This window comes from Roseomonas mucosa ATCC BAA-692 (assembly GCF_000622225.1).
Taxonomy (GTDB): domain Bacteria; phylum Pseudomonadota; class Alphaproteobacteria; order Acetobacterales; family Acetobacteraceae; genus Roseomonas; species Roseomonas mucosa.
The window spans coordinates 91,237-110,236 of sequence record NZ_JHWD01000011.1 but is presented as its reverse complement, the minus strand read 5'-3'; the positions used below and the strand labels follow the sequence as shown (position 1 = coordinate 110,236).

Below are 19,000 nucleotides of genomic sequence, written 5' to 3'. Positions count from 1 at the left end.
CATGGCTATCGTCAAGGACGCCGTCGATGCGGTGGTTGTCGGACTGGGCTGGTCCGGTTCGATCATGAGCATCGAGCTGGCCCGCGCCGGTCTCAAGGTCCGCGCCCTCGAAAGCGGTCCCGAGCGGACCAATGCCGGCCACCTCTACCCCAAGCCTGCCGACCAGCTCGCCTATTCCATCCGCCAGAAGGTCTTCGCCCGCCCGCGCCAGATGGCGACGACGGTGCGGCACAACACCGACGAGGTCGCGCTGCCGACCCGCACCTGGGGCGCCTTCAAGCCCGGCAACGGCGTCGGCGGCGCCGGCGTTCACTGGACCGGCGTGCTGATCCGTCCGACGCCCACGGACCTGAAGCTCAAGACCTTCGTCGACCAGGCCTACAAGCCCGGCCAGTTGCAGGAGGACCTGCAGATCCAGGACTTCCCCTTCACCTGGGAGGAAATGGAGCCCTTCATGGACCATTTCGACAAGGTCTGCGGCGCCTCCGGCGCCACGGGGAACCTGCGCGGCCAGATCATGGAAGGCGGCGATCCCTTCGAGGGGCCGCGCTCGAATCCCTTTCCCATGCCGCCGCTGAAGGATACGCTGAACAACACGATGTTCGCCGAGGCGGCGCGGAAGAAGGGCTACCATCCCTTCCCGAACCCCTCCGCCGCGGCTTCAGGGCCCCACACCAACCCCTACGGCGTGCAGATCGCGCCCTGCAACTACTGCGGCTTCTGCAGCGACTACTACTGCCTGAACTACTCCAAGGCCTCGCCGCAGACGACCATCCTGGACGCGGCGCGGCGCCTGCCGAACTTCTCCTACGAGGTCAACGCCCATGTCCTCCGCGTGGACCTGCACGACGACCGCAAGACCGCCAAGGGCGTGACCTATATCGACGAGCAGGGACAGGAAGTCTTCCAGCCCGCCAGCATCGTCATCCTCAGCACCTTCCAGTACAACAACGTGCGCCTGATGCTGCTGTCCGGCATCGGCACGCCCTACGACCCCCATACGGGCGAGGGTGTGGTCGGCCGCAACTATGCCTTCCTGAGCAACGGCGGCACGACGCTCTTCTACAAGGACAAGCACTTCAACCCCTTCGTCGCCGCCGGGCCGACGGGGCAGATGATCAACGACTTCTCGCCCGGCAACTTCGACGCCGCGCCCTATGGCTTCATCGGCGGTGCGAAGCTGCACAGCTCCCAGGCCGGCGGCGCGCCGATCGGCGCCTCGCTGCCCGCCGGGACCCCCGCCTGGGGCGCCGGCTGGAAGAAGGCGATGAAGGACTGGTACGGGCATTCCATGAAGGTCAGCATCTCGACGACCTGCATGTCCTACCGCGGCAACTACCTGGACCTCGACCCGACCTACAAGGACCCCTACGGCCAGCCGCTGCTGCGCATCACCTTCGACTGGAAGGAGAACGAGCTGAAGCTGCAGCGCTTCCTGCGCGAGCGCGTGCTGGAGATCACGAAGGAGCTGAATCCGGACAGCTTCACCGAGAGCTTCCTGAAGATGGATTCGCACTGGGACACGCGGCCCTACATCTCCACGCACAACGTCGGCGGCGCCGTGGCGGGCGAGACGCCGGTGGATTCCGCCATCAACCGCTACCTGCAGAGCTGGGACGTGCACAACGTCTTCGTCCCCGGCGGCAATGCCTTCCCGCAGAACTTCCAGGGCAACCCGACCAGCATGATCGGCGCCATGACCTACTGGTCCGTCAAGGCGATCACCGAGCAGTACCTGAAGAACCCTGGCCCCCTGGTGCAGGCGTGAGGAACGGGGCCATGACCAAGCGGAAACCCCTCCTGCTCGCCGCCGGCCTCCTCGCCGCCCTCGCGGGCCCGGCCCTGGCTCAGCTGGCCCTGGCTCAGACGACACTGGCTCAGACGACACTGGCTCAGCCGGCCCCGGCTTCGTCCGGCCCGGCGCAGCAGCCCTCCGCCGGCGAGAAGGCGCTGATCGAGAAGGGCGCCTACCTCGCCCGCGCCGGTGACTGCGTGGCCTGCCACACCGGGCCGGGCGGCAAGCCCTTCGCCGGCGGCCTGCCGATCGAGAGCGATCTCGGCCGGATCGTCACCACCAACATCACGCCCGACAAGCAGACCGGCATCGGCAACTACACCGAGGCACAGTTCGCCGCCGCGCTGCGCCAGGGCCGGCGAGCCGATGGCACCAACCTCTACCCGGCGATGCCCTACCCCTCCTACCGGCTGATCACCGACGAGGACATGCACGCGCTCTACACCTTCTTCATGAAGGGTGTGGAGCCGGTCGTGAACAGGCCGGAGGAGACGAAGCTCAGCTTCCCCTTCAACCAGCGCTGGGGCATGTCGCTCTGGAACTGGGCCTTCCTGCCCACCGGCACCTTCCAGCCGAACCCGCAGGTGAGCGACGAGATCAACCGCGGCGCCTATCTGGTCGAGGGGCTGGGGCATTGCGGCACCTGCCACACGCCGCGCGCCTTCACCATGCAGGAGCGCGGCTTCACCGCCAGCGACCCGCATTTCCTCGCCGGCACCGAGCTGAACGGCTGGCACACGCCGCAGCTGCGCGCCGGCGGCGAGGCCGCGCGCGGCGTGGCGACCTGGAACGTGCAGGACATCGCCGACTATCTCGGCAAGGGGCGGAACCGCGTCTCCGCCGTCGGCGGCGAGATGAAGTCCGTGGTCGAGCACAGCATGAACTACATGAACGATGCCGACCTGCACGCGATCGGCGCCTATCTGAAGTCGATCCCCAACGCCATGCCGGCGGTGCAGCCCAGGCCGGACGGGCAGCGCCAGACCCAGGCGAAGCTGACCGCGGCGGTCGACCTGACGCCGGGCGAGCGCCTCTATCTCGACAACTGCAACGCCTGCCACTTCGTCACCGGCCATGGCGGGACCACGGTCTTCCCGCGCCTCGACGGAGCCTCCATCGTGAACGCGGAGAACCCCACCGGGCTGATCACCACGATCCTCGGCGGCGCGGCCACGCCCTCGACCGAGCGGGCGCCCTCCGTGCTGCCGATGCCGGGCTTCGCCTTCCGCCTGTCGGACGAGGAAGTGGCGACTCTGGCCAGCTTCGTGCGCAGCGCCTGGAGCAACACCGCCCCCGCGGTGACGGCCGAACAGGTGGCGCGGGTGCGCGCGAACCTGCCGAAGCACCCCGAGCCGGTGCCCCGCACCGGGTTCAGCAACGCTTCCGGCGGCACCAACCCGACCTCCAGCCGGCCGTGACGCGCGGCGCCAGGATGGCTCCTCCATCCTGGCGCCGTTCCCTTGTGGGGCGAGAGGCGGCCCGCCGCGAAGCGTAACGGCCAGGGGCGCCTCCGAGGCCGCGGCTGGCACATCGCTTGCTGCGCCGGACGCACACCACGACAGGACACCGGGCCTTGTTCCAGCGACGCCATCTCCTCCAGCTCGGCGCGGCCGCCCTGGCCGCGCCGGCCCTCGCCGCTCCTCGCATCGCACAGGCCACCTCGCAGCGCGTGCTGAAATTCGTGCCGCAATCCGATCTCACCGTGCTGGACCCGGTCTGGACCACGGCGACGGTGACACGCAACCACGCCTTCCTGGTCTTCGACACGCTCTACGGCCTGGACACGGATTTCCGCCCGCATCCGCAGATGGCGGAAGGCCATGTGGTGGAGGCGGACGGACGCGCCTGGAACATCCGGCTGCGGCCCGGCCTGATGTTCCATGACGGCACGCCGGTCCTGGCGCGCGACTGCGTGGCCAGCCTGCAACGCTGGGGCAGGCGCGACGCCTTCGGCCAGAGCCTCATGGCGGTGACCGAGGCGCTGGAGGCGCAGGACGACCGGACCATCCGCTTCCGGCTGAAGCGGCCCTTTCCGCTGCTGGTGCATGCGCTGGCCAAGTCCACCGCCACGGTGCCGGTGATCATGCCGGAGCGCCTGGCGAAGACCGATGCCTTCACCCAGGTCCCGGAGATCGTCGGCAGCGGCCCCTACCGCTTCCTGCCCGCCGAGCGCCTGACCGGCGCGCGCGTCGTCTACGAGAAGTTCGCCGGCTACAGGCCGCGCGAGAACGGCGAGCCCTCCTGGACCTCGGGGCCCAAGCAGGCGCATTTCGAGCGCGTCGAATGGAACATCCTGCCCGACGCGGCCACGGCGGCGGCCGCGTTGCAGAGCGGCGAGGTGGACTGGTGGGAAAGCCTGTCGCCCGATCTCGCGCCGATGCTCCGGCGCGACCGCAACCTGCGGTTCCAGCCGCAGGACCCCACCGGCTCCATCGGCATCCTGCGCTTCAACCACCTGCAGCCGCCCTTCGACAACCCGGCGATCCGCCGCGCCGTGCTGGGCGCGGTCAGCCAGGCGGACTACATGTCCGCCGTCGCGGGCTCCGACACCTCGCTCTGGCGCACCGGCGTCGGCGTCTTCACCCCCGGCACGCCCATGGCGACGGATGCCGGGATGGAGGTGCTGAACGCGCCCCGCGACATGGAGAAGGTGAAGCGCGACCTCGCCGCCGCCGGCTACAAGGGCGAGAAGGTGGTGGTCCTGGGTGTCAGCGACCTCGCCGTGCTGAAGGCGGAAACCGATGTCGGCGCCGACATGTTCCAGCGCATGGGCATGAACGTCGATTTCCAGGCCGCCGACTGGGGCACGGTGGTCACGCGCCGTGCCAACAAGGGCCCCGCCTCCCAGGGCGGCTGGAACGTCCACTACACCGGCTTCAACGGCATCGACTTCGTCAATCCGGTCGGCCACCTGCCGCTGCGCGGCAATGGCGACGGCGCCTGGTTCGGCTGGCCCGGCTCGCCGCGGCTGGAGGAGCTGCGCGACGCCTGGATGTTCTCGGAAGGCCTGGAACAGCAGAAGACGATCGCGGTGGAAATGCAGCGCCAAGCCTGGCAGGACGTGCCCTATATCCCCCTCGGCCAGTACTTCGTGCTGCAAGGCTACCGCCGCGACCTCGCCGGCATGCTGCCCGCCTTCCCGGTCTTCTGGAACGTCCGGCGCAGCGCCTGACGGGTCCGGCGTTGCGCCTCCCGGGATCAGCCGGCATGCCCGAACAGGCCGTGGAAGCGCCCGAGGAAGCTCCGCAGCCTGTCGCTGGACGGGTTGCCGAAGATCTCCTTCGGCGGCCCGGCCTGGGCGACGCGGCCGCCATCCATGAAGACGACATGGTGCGACACGTCGCGCACGAAGAGCATCTCGTGGCTGACCAGGAGCATGGTCATGCCGCTCTCGGCGAGGTTCTGCATCACGCCCAGCACCTCGGCCACCAGCTCGGGGTCGAGGGCGGAGGTCACCTCGTCGAAGAGCAGCAGGCGCGGCTGCATGGCCACGGCCCGCGCGATGGCCACGCGCTGCTGCTGCCCGCCGGAAAGCTGGTAGGGATAGTGCCCGCGCCGCGGCCCCAGTCCCACGCGGTCCAGCCAGTGCCCGGCGATGTCGCGCGCCTCCGCCTTGCCCTTGCCCAGCACGCGGACGAGGCCGAGCATCACGTTCTCCTCCGCCGTCAGGTGCGGAAAGAGGTTGAAGCTCTGGAACACCATGCCGATGCGGGCGCGCTGGGCGGAAACCGCCGCCTCGCCCATCCGCCGCCGCCGCCCGTTCTCGACGCGGTAGCCGACCGGGTCGCCATCCAGCAGGATCTCGCCGCCATCATGTTCCTCCAGCAGGTTCACGCAGCGCAGGAAGGTGGTCTTGCCGGAGCCGGAGGCGCCGATCAGCGCCACCACCTGCCCCTGGTGCACGTCGAGGTCGATGCCCTTCAGCACCTCGACCGGACCGAAGCTCTTGTGCACGCCACGCGCGCGGAGAAGGGGCTGGGCGCCGTCGCTCTGGCTCATCATCGGGGCTCTCAGTTCCGGATATAGGAGAAACGCCGCTCCAGCAGCGCGCCGATCTGGGCGATGGCGAAGTTGACGATCAGGTAGAGGATGGCGGCGAGCAGGTAGAACTGGATGATCATGTAGTTGCGTGCGATCGCCTGCTGCGTCGCCAGCAGCAGCTCCACCACCCCGATCACCGAGAGCAGCGTGGAGCCCTTCACGATCTCCAGGCAGATGTTCACCCAGGGCGGCAGGGCCCGGCGCACCGCCTGCGGGATGATCACGTACCAGAGCCTCTTCGGGAAGGTGAGGCCGATGGCCTTGGCCGCCTCCATCTGCCCGGCGGGCACGGATTGCAGCGCGCCACGCAGGTTCTCCGCCACATGCGCCGTGGCGAAGGCGGACAGCGCGATCACCCCGGCGGCGAAGGGCGTCACGTTCACCTTGAACAGCGCCAGCCCATAGAAGGTGAAGAGGATCAGCACCAGCACCGGAATGCCGCGCATGAAATCCACATAGGCCCGCGCCAGCCAGCGGAACGGCGCCCAGGCATAGGCGAGCACGGCCCCCATCGCCAGCCCGGCCAGGGTGGCGAGGAGGATGCTGAGCAGCGAGGTGCCGAGCGTCACCTGGAGGCCGGAAAGCAGCGAGAAGCGGGCCAGCCAGGCCTGTTCAAGAAAGAGGTCGAGATCCATCCCCGCCCTCCTTCAGCGGATCACGGCATAGCGGCGCTCGACCTGCCGCAGCAGCAGGGCGATCGCATAGGCGGTGACGAGGTAGAGCGCGCTGGCGGTGAGCCAGGATTCCATCACGCGGAAGGTGTTGGCGTTGATCTGCCGCGCCGTGAAGGTCAGCTCCGGCACCGCGATGGCAGCGGCGAGCGAGGTGTCCTTGAACAGCGAGATCAGGTTGTTGCTGATCGCGGGCAGGGTGATGCGGAAGGTGACGGGCAGGATGACGTAGCGCTGCCGCTGCCAGGGCCGCATGCCGATGGCCTTGGCCGCCTCCATGTACTGCCGCGGCACCGTGCCCAGGCCGGCGCGGAAGACCTCGCACATATAGGCGCCGGCATAGATGGACAGGGTGAAGATGAAGGACTGGACCTTGTCCAGCCCGTAGATGCCCAGCTCCGGCAGGCCGAAATAGATGAAGAAGACCAGCAGCAGCAGCGGCGTGTTGCGGATGACCTCCACATAGGCCCAGACCGGCCAGCTCACCCAGCGCGGCCCATAGACGCGCCCCATGGCGCAGAACAGCCCGATCACCGTGCCGATGGCCAGCGAGGCGATCGCCAGCCCGAGGCCCAGGCCGAGCGCGGCCGCGAAACGGTCCCAGTTCCGCCAGATGACGGACCAGTCGAAGTGATAGTCGATCATGCCTGTCCCGATCGCCCAGGACATTCCCGGCGCGGCCGCGCCGGCCGGGAATGTTCCATCCGTTGGTGTGCATCGCAGCGGGATGCAGGCCCCGCCGGGGCGTTCCCGTCCCGGCGCGGCGGAAGGATCAGGAGAACTCGCTCGGGAAACCGACCTTGGGCGTCGGCAGCTCGATGCCGAACCACTTCTTGTAGGAGGCGGCGAAGTAGTCGAAGTCGACGCCCATCATCGCCTCCTTGTACACGGTGTTGACGTAGTTCAGCCACACCGGCTCGCCGGGCTTGACGGCGGAGGCATAGGAGTTCGGCATCCAGCCATAGCCCGAATCGACGAAGCGGCCGGGCGCCTGCTGCATCAGCCAGCGCGAGGCCGACTGGTCCGACATCGCCGCGTCGATGCGCCGGGCGTTCAGCGCCTGGATCGTGGCATCCGGACTCTCGAAGGCATCCACCTTGGCCTGGGGCAGCGCCTTGTGCACCCATTCCTCCAGGAAGACGTTCTGCATGCCGCCGATGGTCACGGCGCTGCCCGCGGCCTTCAGTTCCTCGAAGTTCTTGTACTTGCCGCCGCGCGCCAGCAGCAGCAGGCTCACGCCCTCGCGGTAATAGGGGATGGTGAACTCCACCTGCTGCGCGCGGCCGCCGGTGACGGTCATCCACTGCACCACGATGTCCACCTTGTCGGTGATCAGGCTCGGGATGCGCGCATCGGAGCCCTGCAGCACGAACTCCACCTTGTCGTAGTCGTCGAACAGGTTCTTCGCCAGCAGCCGGGCGAGGTCGATGTCCATGCCCACCAGCTTCCCGCTCGAATCCTCGAAATGCCAGGGCGGGTTGGTGCTGCCGGTCCCGACGATCAGCTTGCCGCGGTCCTTCACCACCTGCAGCCGGCTCTTGCCCGCCGCCTGGGCATGCGCCGCCCTGGGCGTGAGCAGGCCCAGCCCCGTCCCCATCGCGGCGCCCAGCGCCGACAGGCCGAAAAAGCCGCGCCGGACGAGATTGGCGCGGCTGGTCTGGTCGTCCATCGGATGTCTACCCCCTTGCTGTCCCCCGGAGCCCGGATGGACCGGCCCCGCCAAGGGAAGCAGAGCAAGAATGTCGCCACCTCCACAATGGTCCGCATGCGGACCGGCCGGGAAAGCATCGCCCCCTCCGCCGGTCGCGCTCCACGCTCGGCGTCGTCCCCGGGGGGACAAGGCTCCGCCTTTTCCCCCGGACCCCCTTATCCGCCAGGACCCTGAGGGTCCTGGACCTCCCGTTCGTTGGCGCTCGCTGATGCCGGATCGCGCCGGAGAGCCACGCTCTCCGGCGGCCAGCCACGAAGCGTGACGCCCGAAGGGGCGGTTCAGGCCTTCAGGTTGGTCCAGTAGGTCCCCTGCATCGGCACGGCGGCGAAGCGCTGGTTCAGCGTGGCCAGCGTGGCAGCGGGGTCGATCCCGGCCGTGGCCTCCGGATGGAACCAGCGTGCCATGGCCTCGATGGCCATGAGGTGGGTCGGCGAGTCGTTGAAGGCGTGCCAGAGCGCATGGGCCCGGCCCTGCTTCACGGCGCTGAGGCCGGAAAGGTGCTGGCTCTCGATCACCTGCGCCAGGCTCGACCGGGCCAGGGCGGGATCGACCCCGGCGCCCAGGCTCACCCCGCCGCGCCCGCCATAGGGGCCGCCGGTGGCGATATAGACATGCGGGTCCTGGGTCAGCACGTATTCCAGGCTGAGCTGGCCGGTTTCGGTGGCGATGCTGTCCGCGCCGATATTGTGCCCGCCGGCGAAGCGGATGAAGTCGTCATAGACCCCGCGGCCCGGGGAGAAGCAGCAGGCCAGCCCGCCGGCATGGGCCTGCATCATCACCCGGGGCCGGTTCTCGCCGATCCCGGCGAGGCGCGCCTGCACCGCCCGCATCCGCGCGCGATAGAACTCCAGGAAAGCACCGGCCTGTTCCTCCCGCCCCAGCAGTTGGCCCAGGATCTCCAGGCTCGGCTCCGTGTCGCGCAGCGGGCGGACAAAGAAATCCACCACCGCCACGGCGACGCCCGCCGCCTCCAGCGGCGCGAAGAAGCTGACCGCCGCCGTGCCGCCGCCCAGGCTGGCGACGTTGCGGCGGCTCAGCAGCAGCAGGTCCGGCTTCACCGTCAGAAGCTGCTCCAGCACCCCGACCCCGGTGGAGAAGCCCAGCACCGGCAGCCGGTCCAGCGCCGGGAAGCGGCGCAGATAGGCCTGGTACTCTGCCCCCTCGCCCCGGCGCATGTCGTCCGCCCAGCCGACGACGAGGCTGGCCGGGTCGGGATGCAGCAGGTTCAGCACGGCGAGATGGCGCCCCTGGCCCAGGGCGATCCGCCGGGCCGGCTGCTTCAGGGCGATCTCCCGGCCCAGCAGGTCGCGCAGGCGGGGCGCTTCCTGCGCCCGCAGCACCGCGGGCGCCGCCAACGGGGCCGCCATGGCGGAAAGGACCAGGGCCAGCCCGTGCCGCAGCACGGTCCGGCGGCGGGGCGGGCAGGGGGAGGGGGGAGAGGATGTCTCGGGCATGGCGCAACGCCTTTCCGGTGGCCACCCGCCCGGCCGGGCGGCGAAGGCCGCGAAGTTGTTGCGAAGCCTTCGCATGAACGGCCGGGCTTGGCCAGGGCCGCCCCCGCCCACTCCCCCATTACCGCCCTATCATCCTCCCATCATCCCCCCATCATCCCCCCATCATCCCCTGGGGGCCTGCCCCTCGCCATCCCCGTCCAGCGTCGCCAGGGCCTGGGCGAGATCGGCGATCAGGTCGTCCGGGTTCTCGATGCCGATGCTCAGCCGCACCAGCCCGTCGGTGACGCCGATCCGCGCCCGCAGCTCGGCCGGCACACCGGAATGGGTGGTGGAGGCCGGATGACTGATCAGCGACTCCGTCCCGCCCAGGCTGACCGCCAGCTTGAAGACCCGCAGCGCGTTGAGCATGCGGAAGGCCTCGTCCTGCCCGCCCCGCAGCTCGATGCTGAAGGTCGAGCCGGGGCCGCTGCACTGCGCCGCATAGACCCGCCGCGTGGCCTCGTCGCCCCGATCCGGCCCCAGCGCATGAACCCGGCTCACATGCGGATGCCCGGACAGGAACTCCGCCACCGCCTCGGCATTGGCCGCCGCTGCCCGCATCCGCAGCGACAGCGTTTCCAGCGAGCGGCCGATCATCCAGCAGGAATGCGGGTCGAGCTGCGTGCCGATGGCGCCGCGCAGCAGCCGCACCGGCTGCAGCACCGCGCGTGATCCCAGTGCCGCGCCGGCGATCAGGTCGCTGTGCCCGCCGACATACTTGGTCAGCGAATAGAGCGAGATATCCGCCCCCTGCGCCAGCGGCGTCTGGAAGACCGGGCCGAGCAGGGTGTTGTCGCAAAGCAGCAGCGGACGCTTTCCGCCCTGGGCCGCCGCGATGCGCTCGGCCTCCACCCGCAGCAGGGCGAGGTCCACCAGCGTGTTCAGCGGGTTGGACGGGGTCTCCGCCAGGACCATCGCCACCGGGCCGCGCGCCATGGCCCGTTCCGCCGCCGCCCGCACGGCACCGGCATCGGTGCCCTGGGAGAAGCCCTCGGCCAGGATGCCGTATTCCGCCAGGGTGCGGGCCAGCAGCGTTTCCGTGCCGCCATAGAGCGGCTGGCTGTGCAGGATGACCTGCCCCGGCCGCGCATGGGCCAGGATGGTGGTGGCGATCGCGGCCATGCCGGAGGCGAAGAGCAGCCCGCCCTCCGCCCCCTCGTAGAGGGCCAGCCGCTCCTCCACGATCTCGCTGTTCGGGTGGTTGAAGCGGGAATAGACCAGCCCCGCCCCGCCCTCCGGCGCCGGCTTGCGCCCGGCCACCACGTCGAAATAGTCCCGCCCCTCCTCCGCCGAGCGGAAAACGAAGGTGGAGGTGAGGAAGACCGGCGGCTTCACCGCGCCTTCCGACAGGGCCGGGTCGTAGCCATAGCCCAGCATCAGCGTTTCGGGGCTCAGCCGGTGGTTGCCGAGCATGGTCTTGTGACTGCGGTCCTGAGCCATGCGCCTCGCCTTTCCGCCGTGGAAGCCGCGAGCATACCAGGAAACCCGGCCCGCGCCGCCGTTCCGGGCGGCGCCGGACCATGCCCGGGGGCGGGGCGCAATTCACATCGCGGTGGGGCGGGCCAGGGGGTCAGGGGTCAAGGGTCAGGGCGCCTCGACCAGGGACACGCCGTTGCGGGCGACGACCCGGCCGCGCTTGACCACGAGGCGCCGCGGCGGGCGGGCGGCCACGGCCTCGGCCAGCGATTCCCCATCCACCAGCACGAGATCCGCCCGGCAGCCGGGCTCGATCCCATAGCCCTCCAGCCGCATCACCCCGGCGCCGCCCCGGGTGCAGATGTCCAGCGCCATCTCCACCTCCTCGTCCCGGCGGAAGTTGTTGCGCAGCCCGATCAGCATCGCCCGCTCCAGCATGTCGGCATTGCCATAGGGGCCCCAGGTGTCGCGGATGCCGTCGGAGCCGGCGCAGAGCCGGATGCCCAGGCCGCGCAGCGTGGCGGCGGCGGGCACCGGGCGGCTGGCGGGCGCGGTGGTGGCGATGGCGATATCCAGCGCCGCGATCCGCTCCAGCAACGGGTTCACCAGCGCCGGGTCCGGGTCGCCCAGGCAGAAGGCATGGCTCACCGTCACCCGCCCCTTCATGCCCAGCGCCTGCGTGCGCTCGATGATCAGCTCCAGGCTGAAGGCGCCGAGCTGCCCTGGCTCGTGCAGGTGGATGTCCACCGGCCTGCCGAACCTCTCGGCCAGACCGAACACCACGTCGAGCTGCCCCTTCGGGTCGCGGTCGATGGCGCAGGGATCGAGCCCGCCCACCACATCCGCGCCCATGCGCATCGCCTCCTCCATCAGCGCCGCCACGCCCGGGCGGACCATCAGCCCGGATTGCGGGAAGGCGACGGTCTCGATCTCCATCACCCCGGCATAGGCGGCCCAGGTGGCGAGCACGCCCTCCATGCCCGCAAGGCCCACCGCGTCGTCCACATCCACATGCGTGCGGATATGCGTCGTGCCCATGCGCAGCGACTGCACCACCTGCCGCGCCGACTGGCGGGCCGGGTCGATGTCCCATTCCTTCTTCAGCCGCCGCTCGGTCTCGATCTTGTCGATCAGCCGTGGCCCGGCCTGGTGCCGGCGCCAGCCCATGCCCCAGAGCGACTTGTCGAGATGCGTGTGCGCCTCGACGAAGCCGGGGATCAGCAGCGCCCCGGCGCCATCCTCCACCGGCACGCCGGGCGCCTCCAGGGGGGCATCCGGCCCGCCGCCCCATCCGGCCACGCGCCCGTCGCGGACCAGCACATCGGTGGCCTCGCCCCCCATGGGCCGGACGTTCCGGAGCAGCAGGTCGTGGGTCATGCGGGCGTTTCCTCCAGGCGGGACGTGGCGATCCGCAACCTCCGGGCCACTGGATCGCAGGCCGCCATGAAGCGCCGGCCATGCCCCGGATTCAAGCCGCCGCGCCGGAACCCCAGGAGAGGCGCGGTCGACGGCATCCCGGCGCCTTCTGTATAGGATTCCGCCGCACCGACCCCGCCCCGGCCCGGCGGCGATGCCGAAGGAACGAGACATGAGCGACACCGCCAGCGTCGGTATCACGGAAAGCCTGGGCTTCGACTTCGCCGCCCTGTCCCCGCGCGAACGCTACAAGATTCTGATCGGCAGCGTCGTGCCGCGTCCCATCGCGCTGGTGACGACGATCGGGGCGGACGGGCGCGCGAACGCGGCGCCCTTCTCCTTCTTCAACTGCCTCTCCGCCGATCCGGCCCTCGTGGCCCTGGGCATCGAGTTTCGCGCCGACGGCTCGCCGAAGGACACCGGCCGAAACATCCGTGACACGGGCTGCTTCACCGTCAACATCGTCTCCGACGCACTGGTGGAAGCGATGAATGTCTGCGCCACCCCCTTCGCCCCGGGCGTGGACGAGCTGGCCGAGGCCGGGCTGGAGATCCGCCCCGGCCATGCCGTCGCCTGCCCCTGGATCGCCCGCGCCCCCGCCGCGTTGGAATGCCGCCTGCATTCCTTCCTGGAGATCGGCAATTCCCGCGAGATCGTGCTGGGCGAGGTCCTCCACGCGCATCTGCGCGCCGACGCGGTGGACGGGCGCCTGCATATCGATCCATCGGTCATCGACGCCGTGGGCCGCATGGGCGGCCATGGCTATGCCGGCACCCGCCAGCGCTTCGACCTGCCCACCATGAGCGCCGGCGACCACGCCGCCGGGCGCGTGCCGGCGCGGCGCGAAGGCTGACGGGACCACGCCGCCCCGCTGGCGTGCCGCCGGGCTCAGGCCCGCTGGCGGTGGGAGCCGTGCGCCGGCCGCGGCAGGCCAAGGCTGCCGCGGAAGGTGCCGTCGCCGCCATACTCGGTCTGGAACAGGCCACGCCGCTGCAACTCCGGCACCAGCCAGTCGAAGGCCTCGTAGGCCGGCGCCGGAAGATGGGAGGCCATGATGTTGAACCCGTCGCAGCCGCGCGCGGCGAACCAGTCCTCCATCAGGTCGGCCACGTCGGCGGCCGTGCCCACCACGAGGTTGTGCCCCGAGGCGCCGGCCACGATCTGATAGAGCCTGCGGATCGTCATGCCCTCCTGCCGGGCCATCCGCACCAGCTTCTCGTGCCCGCTCTTGACCGCGTTGCTGTTCTCCAGCGGCGCGGGCAGCGGCCCGTCCAGCGGCAGGCCGGACAGGTCGCCGAAGGACGACGCCAGCATCGGCAGGCCCAGGCATTCGTGGATCAGGTCCTGGAGCTGCGCGAACCTGCCCTCCGCCTCGGCACGCGTGCGCCCCAGGATCGGCATGATGCCCGGCATCACCAGCATGCTGTCCGGGTCGCGCCCCGTGCCCGCGGCATGCGACTTGACGCTGCCGTAGAAGGCAACGGCATCCTCGCGCGACTTCTGCGCGGTATAGATGATGTCCGCGATGCGCGAGCCCAGCACCTGCCCGGGCCCCGAGGACCCCGCCTGCGCGATCACCGGATAGCCCTGGATCGGCCGCGCGACGTTCAGCGGCCCGGCCACGCGGAAATGCTCGCCCTCGTGGCGCAGGTTGTGCAGCTTCGCCGGATCGAAATAGCGGCCCGAGGCCTTGTCGCGGATGAAGGCGTCGTCCTCCCAGCTATCCCAGAGGCCGAAGACGACATCGACGAACTCCTCGGCCCGGCGATAGCGGTTCCCGTGCGCCAGCAGCCGGTCGCTGCCGAAGTTGTGCGCCTCCTGCTCGCTCCAGGATGTCACGACGTTCCAGCCCACCCGGCCGCCGCTGATATGGTCGAGCGAGGCGAACTTGCGCGCGATGTGATAGGGCTCGTTGTAGGTGGTCGAGGCGCTGGCCACGAAGCCCAGCCGCTCCGTCACCGCCGACAGGGCGCCGATCAGCGTCAGCGGCTCGAAGACGTCGATGCGGGCGAGATAGCTCAGCTCGTCGTCGCTCTTGGCGGAATGGCGCACCGCGATGCCGTCCGCCCAGAACATGAAGTGGAAGCGCGCCCGCTCCGCCGCCTGGGCCAGGCGCTTCCACAGCGCGAAGTCCATGGCCGCGGTCTCCTGCGCGTCGGGCATCCGCCAGCCCGCCGAGTGCGCGCCGTTGGCCACGATGTTCAGCCCGAGCTTCATGTCGCGACGATGGCCGCTCATGCCGTATCTCTCCGAATGTCCTGGTCGGGGCAGCGTGCCGGCCTCCGCGCCCGGCCCGCGGGCGCCGGGCCGCCGAGGCCTGGCGGACAGCCGCCCGTCCTACGGACCGGTTTCCCCGAAATCCTGGTGGAGCCGCGATGCGCCGGTGTCGTCCTGTCCCTGGACGGAGCCTAGGGGCGGCGGGCACTTGCCGTCAAAGTACCAGTGATGCCAGGGTTCATTCCAAAAGGTTATGAAAGAGGCCCGGCATGAACCTGCGCCAGTGCGAGATCTTCCGCGCGGTCATGACCAGCTCCTCCATCACCGGCGCCGCCGATCGCCTGGGCATCACCCAGCCGGCGGTGAGCAAGATGCTGGCGCAGATGGAGCGCGATCTCGGCTTCCCGGTCTTCCTGCGCGAACGCCGCCGCCTCGTCCCCACGCCCGAGGCGCAGGCCCTCTTCAAGGAGGTCGAGCGCGCCTTCCTGGGCCTGGAGCACCTGACCCGCTTCGCGCGCGACCTGAAGGGGCTCAGGCAGGGGCATCTCGTCCTTGGCGCGCCCTATGCCGCGGCGGCGGGCTGGCTGCCCGGGGTGGTGGCGGGCTTCCTGCGGCAGCATCCGGGCCTGTCCCTGTCGCTCCGCACCATGGACTCGCTCTCGGTCGCGCAATCCCTGGTGGCGGGGCATCTCGACCTCGGCCTGGTGCAGTTCGAGGTCCCGGCCCAGGCCCTGCACCGCGAATGCCTCCTGTCCGTGGAGGCGGTCTGCGTGCTGCCCCCCGGGCACCCCCTCGCGGCGAAGCCCAGCCTCGGCCCGCCGGACCTGCGCGACGAGCCCCTGGTGGCCCTGGCCGCAGCGGACCGCTACCGCCAGCGGCTGGAGGCCGAGCTGGCGGCGCATGGCATCGCGCCCCGCATCCGGGTGGATGCGCCGCTCGCCTCGGCGGCCTGCGCCCTGGTGATGGAGGGCATGGGCATCGCCCTGGTGGACCGCCTGACCGCCGAGGACAACCGCCACCGCGGCATCCTCCTCCGGCCCTTCGCGCCGCGCCTCGCCGAAGACCTGACGCTCCTCACCCCCACGCGCCGCCCCGCCTCCCTCGCGGTCGCGCGCTTCGCCGCCTTCCTGAAGGCGCATTTCCAGGGCGCGTCCAGGCCGGCGCCAGCCTGATCCGGATGGCGGAACGCACCGGCCCACGGGCCTGCAGGGTCCGGGCGTCACGCTCCGTGGCCAGCCCCCGGGGGACAAGGCGCCGCCTTTCCCCCGGCCCCCCCATCCGCCAGGACGCTGCGCGCCCTGGACCCGGGAGGGGCGCTCGCGGCAACCGTCGGCCCGAAGGTCCGATCCCACAGCACGGACGGATACGGCAGCGCCGGAAAAGAAAGAAAACCTCCCGGGCCACGCGCCCCCCGCCGCACGGGGCGGGCACAGCCCCCAAACACCCCTTGCTTCCCGGACCCACCCCAGGCTATAGGAATAAAATCAACGCACCGCCTCGCCGCCGCGCGATTCACCGCGCCTGCACCAGCATGACCCGGGTGATCCCCGGCCTGCCGGCCCTCGCACCGTCCGGACGGATAAAAGGCTAAAATCCTAAAGTGCCAAAGCTTCGAAGTGGCACGGCCGGCGGCTTACCTTGGCAATCGCAGGAAACCCGCCCCTGCGATTGCCAGCCCCGGAGAATCTGTTTCTAGTGCCGCGCCCGCACCGGGCCGGCCGCACGCACCACGCGCGTCGCCGCCGTCCCGGTGCGCGGGCGGTTGTCTGGCGCGCGGGGTGACGGAATGGGTGGCTTGGTGATCAGCGGCGGCCGGGTTGTGGACCCGGCGAGCGGGATGGATGTCGTGGGCGACGTGGCCCTGATCGACGGCAAGGTCGCCGCCTTGGGCACCGGGCTGGGCGGCGCCGAGCATGTGATCGACGCGACGGGGCTCGTGGTCGCGCCGGGCTTCATCGACCTGCACGCGCATGGCCAGTCCATCCCCGCCGACCGCATGCAGGCCTTCGACGGCGTGACCACGACGCTGGACCTGGAAGCCGGCGTGATGCCCGTCGCATCCTGGTACAGGCGCCAGGCGGCGGAAGGGCGCATCCTGAACTACGGTGCCGCCACCAACTGGGCCTTCGCCCGCATCGGCGCCATGGTCGGCACCAACGAGGAATCCTCGCTGGAGGCCTTCGGCCGCGCCATGCGCGACCGCCGCTGGATGGACAACATCGCGACCGAGGCCGAGGTCGCGGGCATCATCGACCGCATCACGCAGGGGCTCGACGAGGGCGGCATCGGCATCGGCATCCTCAACGCCTACGCGCCCGGCGCCGGCGTGCAGGAACTGGTCGAGGTCTGCCGCCTCGCCGCCGCGAAGAACGTGCCGACCTTCACCCATGTCGCCTACATGGCGCGCATCGATCCGCAGAGCGCGGCCGAGGCCTATATCCGCCTGATCGGCTATGCCGCGGCGACCGGCGCGCACATGCACATCTGCCACTTCAACAGCTCCAGCAAGACGGACATCGCCCGCTGCTACGATCTGGTGCGCAACGCGCAGCTCAAGGGGCTGAACATCACCGTCGAGGCCTATCCCTACGGCACCGGCTCCACCGTTCTGGCGGCGGCCTTCTTCAGCGACCCGCATTTCGAATCCCGCAACGGCCTCGGCTACGATTCCGTGCAGCGCGTGACGGACGGCCACCGCTTCCGCGATCGTGACGAGCTGCTGGCGGCGCAGGCCGAGGACCCGTCGCAGCTCGTGCTCTGGCACGTGCTGGACACGGAGCACAACGAGCGCCACCGCGAGTTGCTCGACATGGCCGTGCTCTATCCGGACGGCGCCATCGCCTCGGACGCGATGCCCTGGTCGATGCCGGATGGCAGCACCTACACGGGCGATGCCTGGCCGCTGCCGGAGGAAGCGACCTCCCACCCGCGCTCCGCCGGCTGCTTCACCCGCTTCATCCGCCACTGGGTGCGGGAGCGCCAGGCGGTGCCGCTGATCGAGGGCATCCGCAAGGTCTCGCTGATTCCGGCGCAGATCCTGGAGGCCAGCACGCCCGCCATGGCCGGCAAGGGCCGCCTGGCCGTGGGCGCCGACGCCGACGTCGTGGTCTTCGACTACGACACGCTCAGCGACAAGGCGGAGTTCACCGCGATGAACCGCCCGGCCGAGGGCGTGCGCCACCTGATCGTCAGCGGCGTGCCGGTGATCGCCGACGGCGTGATGGACGTGGCGGCGCGGCCCGGCCGGCCGGTGCGCCGCCCCGCCATCACGCGCTGAGCGGCATGCCCGTCCCCGTCCTGCTCGTCGCCGGCTTCCTCGGGGCGGGCAAGACCACGGTGGTGAACCACCTCCTGGCCCATGCCGGGGGGCGGCGCATCGCCGCGGTGGTGAACGACTTCGGCGCGATCAACATCGACGCGGAACTGGTCGCCGGCGCCAGCGACGGCGTCGTCAGCCTGTCCAACGGCTGCATCTGCTGCTCGCTGGAAGGCGACCTGCTGCGCACGCTGGCCACCCTCCTGCGGCGCGACCCGCGCCCGGAGGCCATCGTGATCGAGACCAGCGGCGTGGCCGAGCCCTCGGACATCGTCCGCAACCTCATGGACCCGGTGATCTGGCGCGAGGCGCCGCTGGAGACCGTGCTCTGCGTGGTGGATGCGACGGCCACGTCGGAGGCGCTGGAGGACCCGCTGTTCCGCGCCCAGCTCCGCGCCGCCGATGTGGTGGCGCTGAGCAAGGTGGACCTCGCCGAGGACGCCGACCGTGCCAGGGTCCGCGCCGCCGTGAAGGCGCAGCGCCCTGCGGCGCTCGCCGTCGATGCGCCGCAGGGCCGGGTGCCGCTGGAACTCCTCTTCCCGGACGACCCGGCGCATGTTCCCGCGCCGCGCGATCCCGGCCGCCGCCGCCCCGTGGCCGACCGTTTCGAGACGCTGAGCTGGACCTCCGACCGGCCTCTCTCGCTGCCCCGGCTGCAACAGGCCATCGCCCGCCTCGCGCCCCGCCTCGCCCGCGCCAAGGGGCTGTTCGAGACCGTGGAGCAGCCAGGCCGCCAGTTCCTGTTCCAGCTCGCCGGCGGCCGCGCGACCCTGGCCCCGGCCGGAGCGCCGCCGCCGGACCTGCCCCGGGCGCGGATCGTGTTCATCGCGGAGATCGGCGCCCTTTCCGCCGCCGAGATCGAAGGGGCGATGGAGGCCTGCACCGCCGGGACAAGGTGACACGAGCGGACCGTTCCGCTTCATG

The 19,000-nt window shown here is 70.5% G+C and carries 15 protein-coding genes; 7 read left to right on the top strand and 8 right to left on the bottom strand.

Annotation, left to right across the window (positions count from 1 at the left end; genetic code table 11):
- Nucleotide 1: 1 nt before the first annotated feature.
- The 3 genes from BT98_RS0113210 to BT98_RS0113200 all read left to right on the top strand — a co-directional run bounded on the left by BT98_RS0113210 (nucleotide 2) and on the right by BT98_RS0113200 (nucleotide 4,967).
- Nucleotides 2-1,768: a GMC family oxidoreductase gene (locus tag BT98_RS0113210; RefSeq protein WP_019462950.1), complete on the top strand. Its 1,767-nt coding sequence runs from the start codon at nucleotides 2-4 to the stop codon at nucleotides 1,766-1,768.
- Nucleotides 1,769-1,779: 11 nt separating this feature from the next.
- Complete coding sequence (locus tag BT98_RS0113205) at nucleotides 1,780-3,213, top strand: cytochrome c (RefSeq protein ID WP_019462949.1); 1,434 nt, start codon at nucleotides 1,780-1,782, stop codon at nucleotides 3,211-3,213.
- A 155-nt stretch (nucleotides 3,214-3,368) separates the two neighbouring features.
- Nucleotides 3,369-4,967, top strand: coding sequence for an ABC transporter substrate-binding protein (locus BT98_RS0113200; protein ID WP_019462948.1), 1,599 nt, complete (start codon nucleotides 3,369-3,371; stop codon nucleotides 4,965-4,967).
- 26 nt (nucleotides 4,968-4,993) lie between these two features.
- Here BT98_RS0113200 and BT98_RS0113195 read toward each other — a convergent pair whose 3' ends face one another.
- The 7 genes from BT98_RS0113195 to BT98_RS0113165 form a co-directional block, all read right to left on the bottom strand.
- Nucleotides 4,994-5,797, bottom strand: coding sequence for an amino acid ABC transporter ATP-binding protein (locus BT98_RS0113195; RefSeq protein ID WP_019462947.1), 804 nt, complete (start codon nucleotides 5,795-5,797; stop codon nucleotides 4,994-4,996).
- Between the two features lie 8 nt (nucleotides 5,798-5,805).
- Nucleotides 5,806-6,471 carry an amino acid ABC transporter permease gene (locus tag BT98_RS0113190; protein WP_019462946.1) on the bottom strand — a complete coding sequence of 222 codons (666 nt, stop codon included), beginning with the start codon at nucleotides 6,469-6,471 and terminating at the stop codon, nucleotides 5,806-5,808.
- A 12-nt stretch (nucleotides 6,472-6,483) separates the two neighbouring features.
- Nucleotides 6,484-7,152 carry an amino acid ABC transporter permease gene (locus BT98_RS0113185; RefSeq protein ID WP_099782209.1) on the bottom strand — a complete coding sequence of 223 codons (669 nt, stop codon included), beginning with the start codon at nucleotides 7,150-7,152 and terminating at the stop codon, nucleotides 6,484-6,486.
- A 127-nt stretch (nucleotides 7,153-7,279) separates the two neighbouring features.
- On the bottom strand, nucleotides 7,280-8,176 hold the full coding sequence (locus BT98_RS0113180; RefSeq protein WP_019462944.1) for a transporter substrate-binding domain-containing protein: 897 nt from the start codon (nucleotides 8,174-8,176) through the stop codon (nucleotides 7,280-7,282).
- A gap of 320 nt (nucleotides 8,177-8,496) precedes the next feature.
- Nucleotides 8,497-9,672, bottom strand: a complete 1,176-nt coding sequence (locus BT98_RS0113175) for an ABC transporter substrate-binding protein (RefSeq protein WP_051004747.1) — start codon at nucleotides 9,670-9,672, stop codon at nucleotides 8,497-8,499.
- Nucleotides 9,673-9,834: 162 nt separating this feature from the next.
- Nucleotides 9,835-11,151 carry a cystathionine gamma-synthase family protein gene (locus BT98_RS0113170; RefSeq protein WP_026033030.1) on the bottom strand — a complete coding sequence of 439 codons (1,317 nt, stop codon included), beginning with the start codon at nucleotides 11,149-11,151 and terminating at the stop codon, nucleotides 9,835-9,837.
- A 144-nt stretch (nucleotides 11,152-11,295) separates the two neighbouring features.
- Nucleotides 11,296-12,504 (bottom strand): amidohydrolase family protein, encoded by a 1,209-nt coding sequence (locus BT98_RS0113165; RefSeq protein ID WP_019460162.1) that lies wholly within the window; start codon nucleotides 12,502-12,504, stop codon nucleotides 11,296-11,298.
- Nucleotides 12,505-12,715: 211 nt separating this feature from the next.
- On the opposite strand from BT98_RS0113165, the gene BT98_RS0113160 reads away from it, so the two are divergent.
- The gene (locus tag BT98_RS0113160; RefSeq protein ID WP_019460163.1) at nucleotides 12,716-13,396 is read left to right on the top strand and encodes a flavin reductase family protein; all 681 of its coding nucleotides are present in this window, start codon (nucleotides 12,716-12,718) and stop codon (nucleotides 13,394-13,396) included.
- Nucleotides 13,397-13,431: 35 nt separating this feature from the next.
- Here BT98_RS0113160 and BT98_RS0113155 read toward each other — a convergent pair whose 3' ends face one another.
- Entirely contained in the window at nucleotides 13,432-14,781 is a 1,350-nt protein-coding gene (locus tag BT98_RS0113155) for an LLM class flavin-dependent oxidoreductase (RefSeq protein ID WP_027297239.1), read from the bottom strand.
- 248 nt (nucleotides 14,782-15,029) lie between these two features.
- Here BT98_RS0113155 and BT98_RS0113150 point away from each other — a divergent pair, with 248 nt between their 5' ends.
- The 3 genes from BT98_RS0113150 to BT98_RS0113135 all read left to right on the top strand — a co-directional run bounded on the left by BT98_RS0113150 (nucleotide 15,030) and on the right by BT98_RS0113135 (nucleotide 18,975).
- The gene (locus BT98_RS0113150; RefSeq protein ID WP_019460165.1) at nucleotides 15,030-15,932 is read left to right on the top strand and encodes a LysR substrate-binding domain-containing protein; all 903 of its coding nucleotides are present in this window, start codon (nucleotides 15,030-15,032) and stop codon (nucleotides 15,930-15,932) included.
- Between the two features lie 578 nt (nucleotides 15,933-16,510).
- Complete coding sequence (locus tag BT98_RS0113140) at nucleotides 16,511-18,037, top strand: amidohydrolase family protein (RefSeq protein WP_255346340.1); 1,527 nt, start codon at nucleotides 16,511-16,513, stop codon at nucleotides 18,035-18,037.
- A gap of 5 nt (nucleotides 18,038-18,042) precedes the next feature.
- Nucleotides 18,043-18,975: a CobW family GTP-binding protein gene (locus tag BT98_RS0113135; protein WP_019460167.1), complete on the top strand. Its 933-nt coding sequence runs from the start codon at nucleotides 18,043-18,045 to the stop codon at nucleotides 18,973-18,975.
- The last annotated feature ends 25 nt before the right edge of the window (nucleotides 18,976-19,000 follow it).

Bases quoted from the DNA above. Each gene is read 5' to 3' on its own strand.
- BT98_RS0113210 (WP_019462950.1), top strand. From the start codon at position 2: ATGGCTATCGTCAAGGACGCCGTCGATGCGGTGGTTGTCGGACTGGGC.
- BT98_RS0113205 (WP_019462949.1), top strand. From the start codon at position 1,780: ATGACCAAGCGGAAACCCCTCCTGCTCGCCGCCGGCCTCCTCGCCGCC.
- BT98_RS0113195 (WP_019462947.1), bottom strand. From the start codon at position 5,797: ATGATGAGCCAGAGCGACGGCGCCCAGCCCCTTCTCCGCGCGCGTGGC.
- BT98_RS0113190 (WP_019462946.1), bottom strand. From the start codon at position 6,471: ATGGATCTCGACCTCTTTCTTGAACAGGCCTGGCTGGCCCGCTTCTCG.
- BT98_RS0113185 (WP_099782209.1), bottom strand. From the start codon at position 7,152: ATGATCGACTATCACTTCGACTGGTCCGTCATCTGGCGGAACTGGGAC.
- BT98_RS0113180 (WP_019462944.1), bottom strand. From the start codon at position 8,176: ATGGACGACCAGACCAGCCGCGCCAATCTCGTCCGGCGCGGCTTTTTC.
- BT98_RS0113175 (WP_051004747.1), bottom strand. From the start codon at position 9,672: ATGCCCGAGACATCCTCTCCCCCCTCCCCCTGCCCGCCCCGCCGCCGG.
- BT98_RS0113170 (WP_026033030.1), bottom strand. From the start codon at position 11,151: ATGGCTCAGGACCGCAGTCACAAGACCATGCTCGGCAACCACCGGCTG.
- BT98_RS0113165 (WP_019460162.1), bottom strand. From the start codon at position 12,504: ATGACCCACGACCTGCTGCTCCGGAACGTCCGGCCCATGGGGGGCGAG.
- BT98_RS0113160 (WP_019460163.1), top strand. From the start codon at position 12,716: ATGAGCGACACCGCCAGCGTCGGTATCACGGAAAGCCTGGGCTTCGAC.
- BT98_RS0113155 (WP_027297239.1), bottom strand. From the start codon at position 14,781: ATGAGCGGCCATCGTCGCGACATGAAGCTCGGGCTGAACATCGTGGCC.
- BT98_RS0113150 (WP_019460165.1), top strand. From the start codon at position 15,030: ATGAACCTGCGCCAGTGCGAGATCTTCCGCGCGGTCATGACCAGCTCC.
- BT98_RS0113135 (WP_019460167.1), top strand. From the start codon at position 18,043: ATGCCCGTCCCCGTCCTGCTCGTCGCCGGCTTCCTCGGGGCGGGCAAG.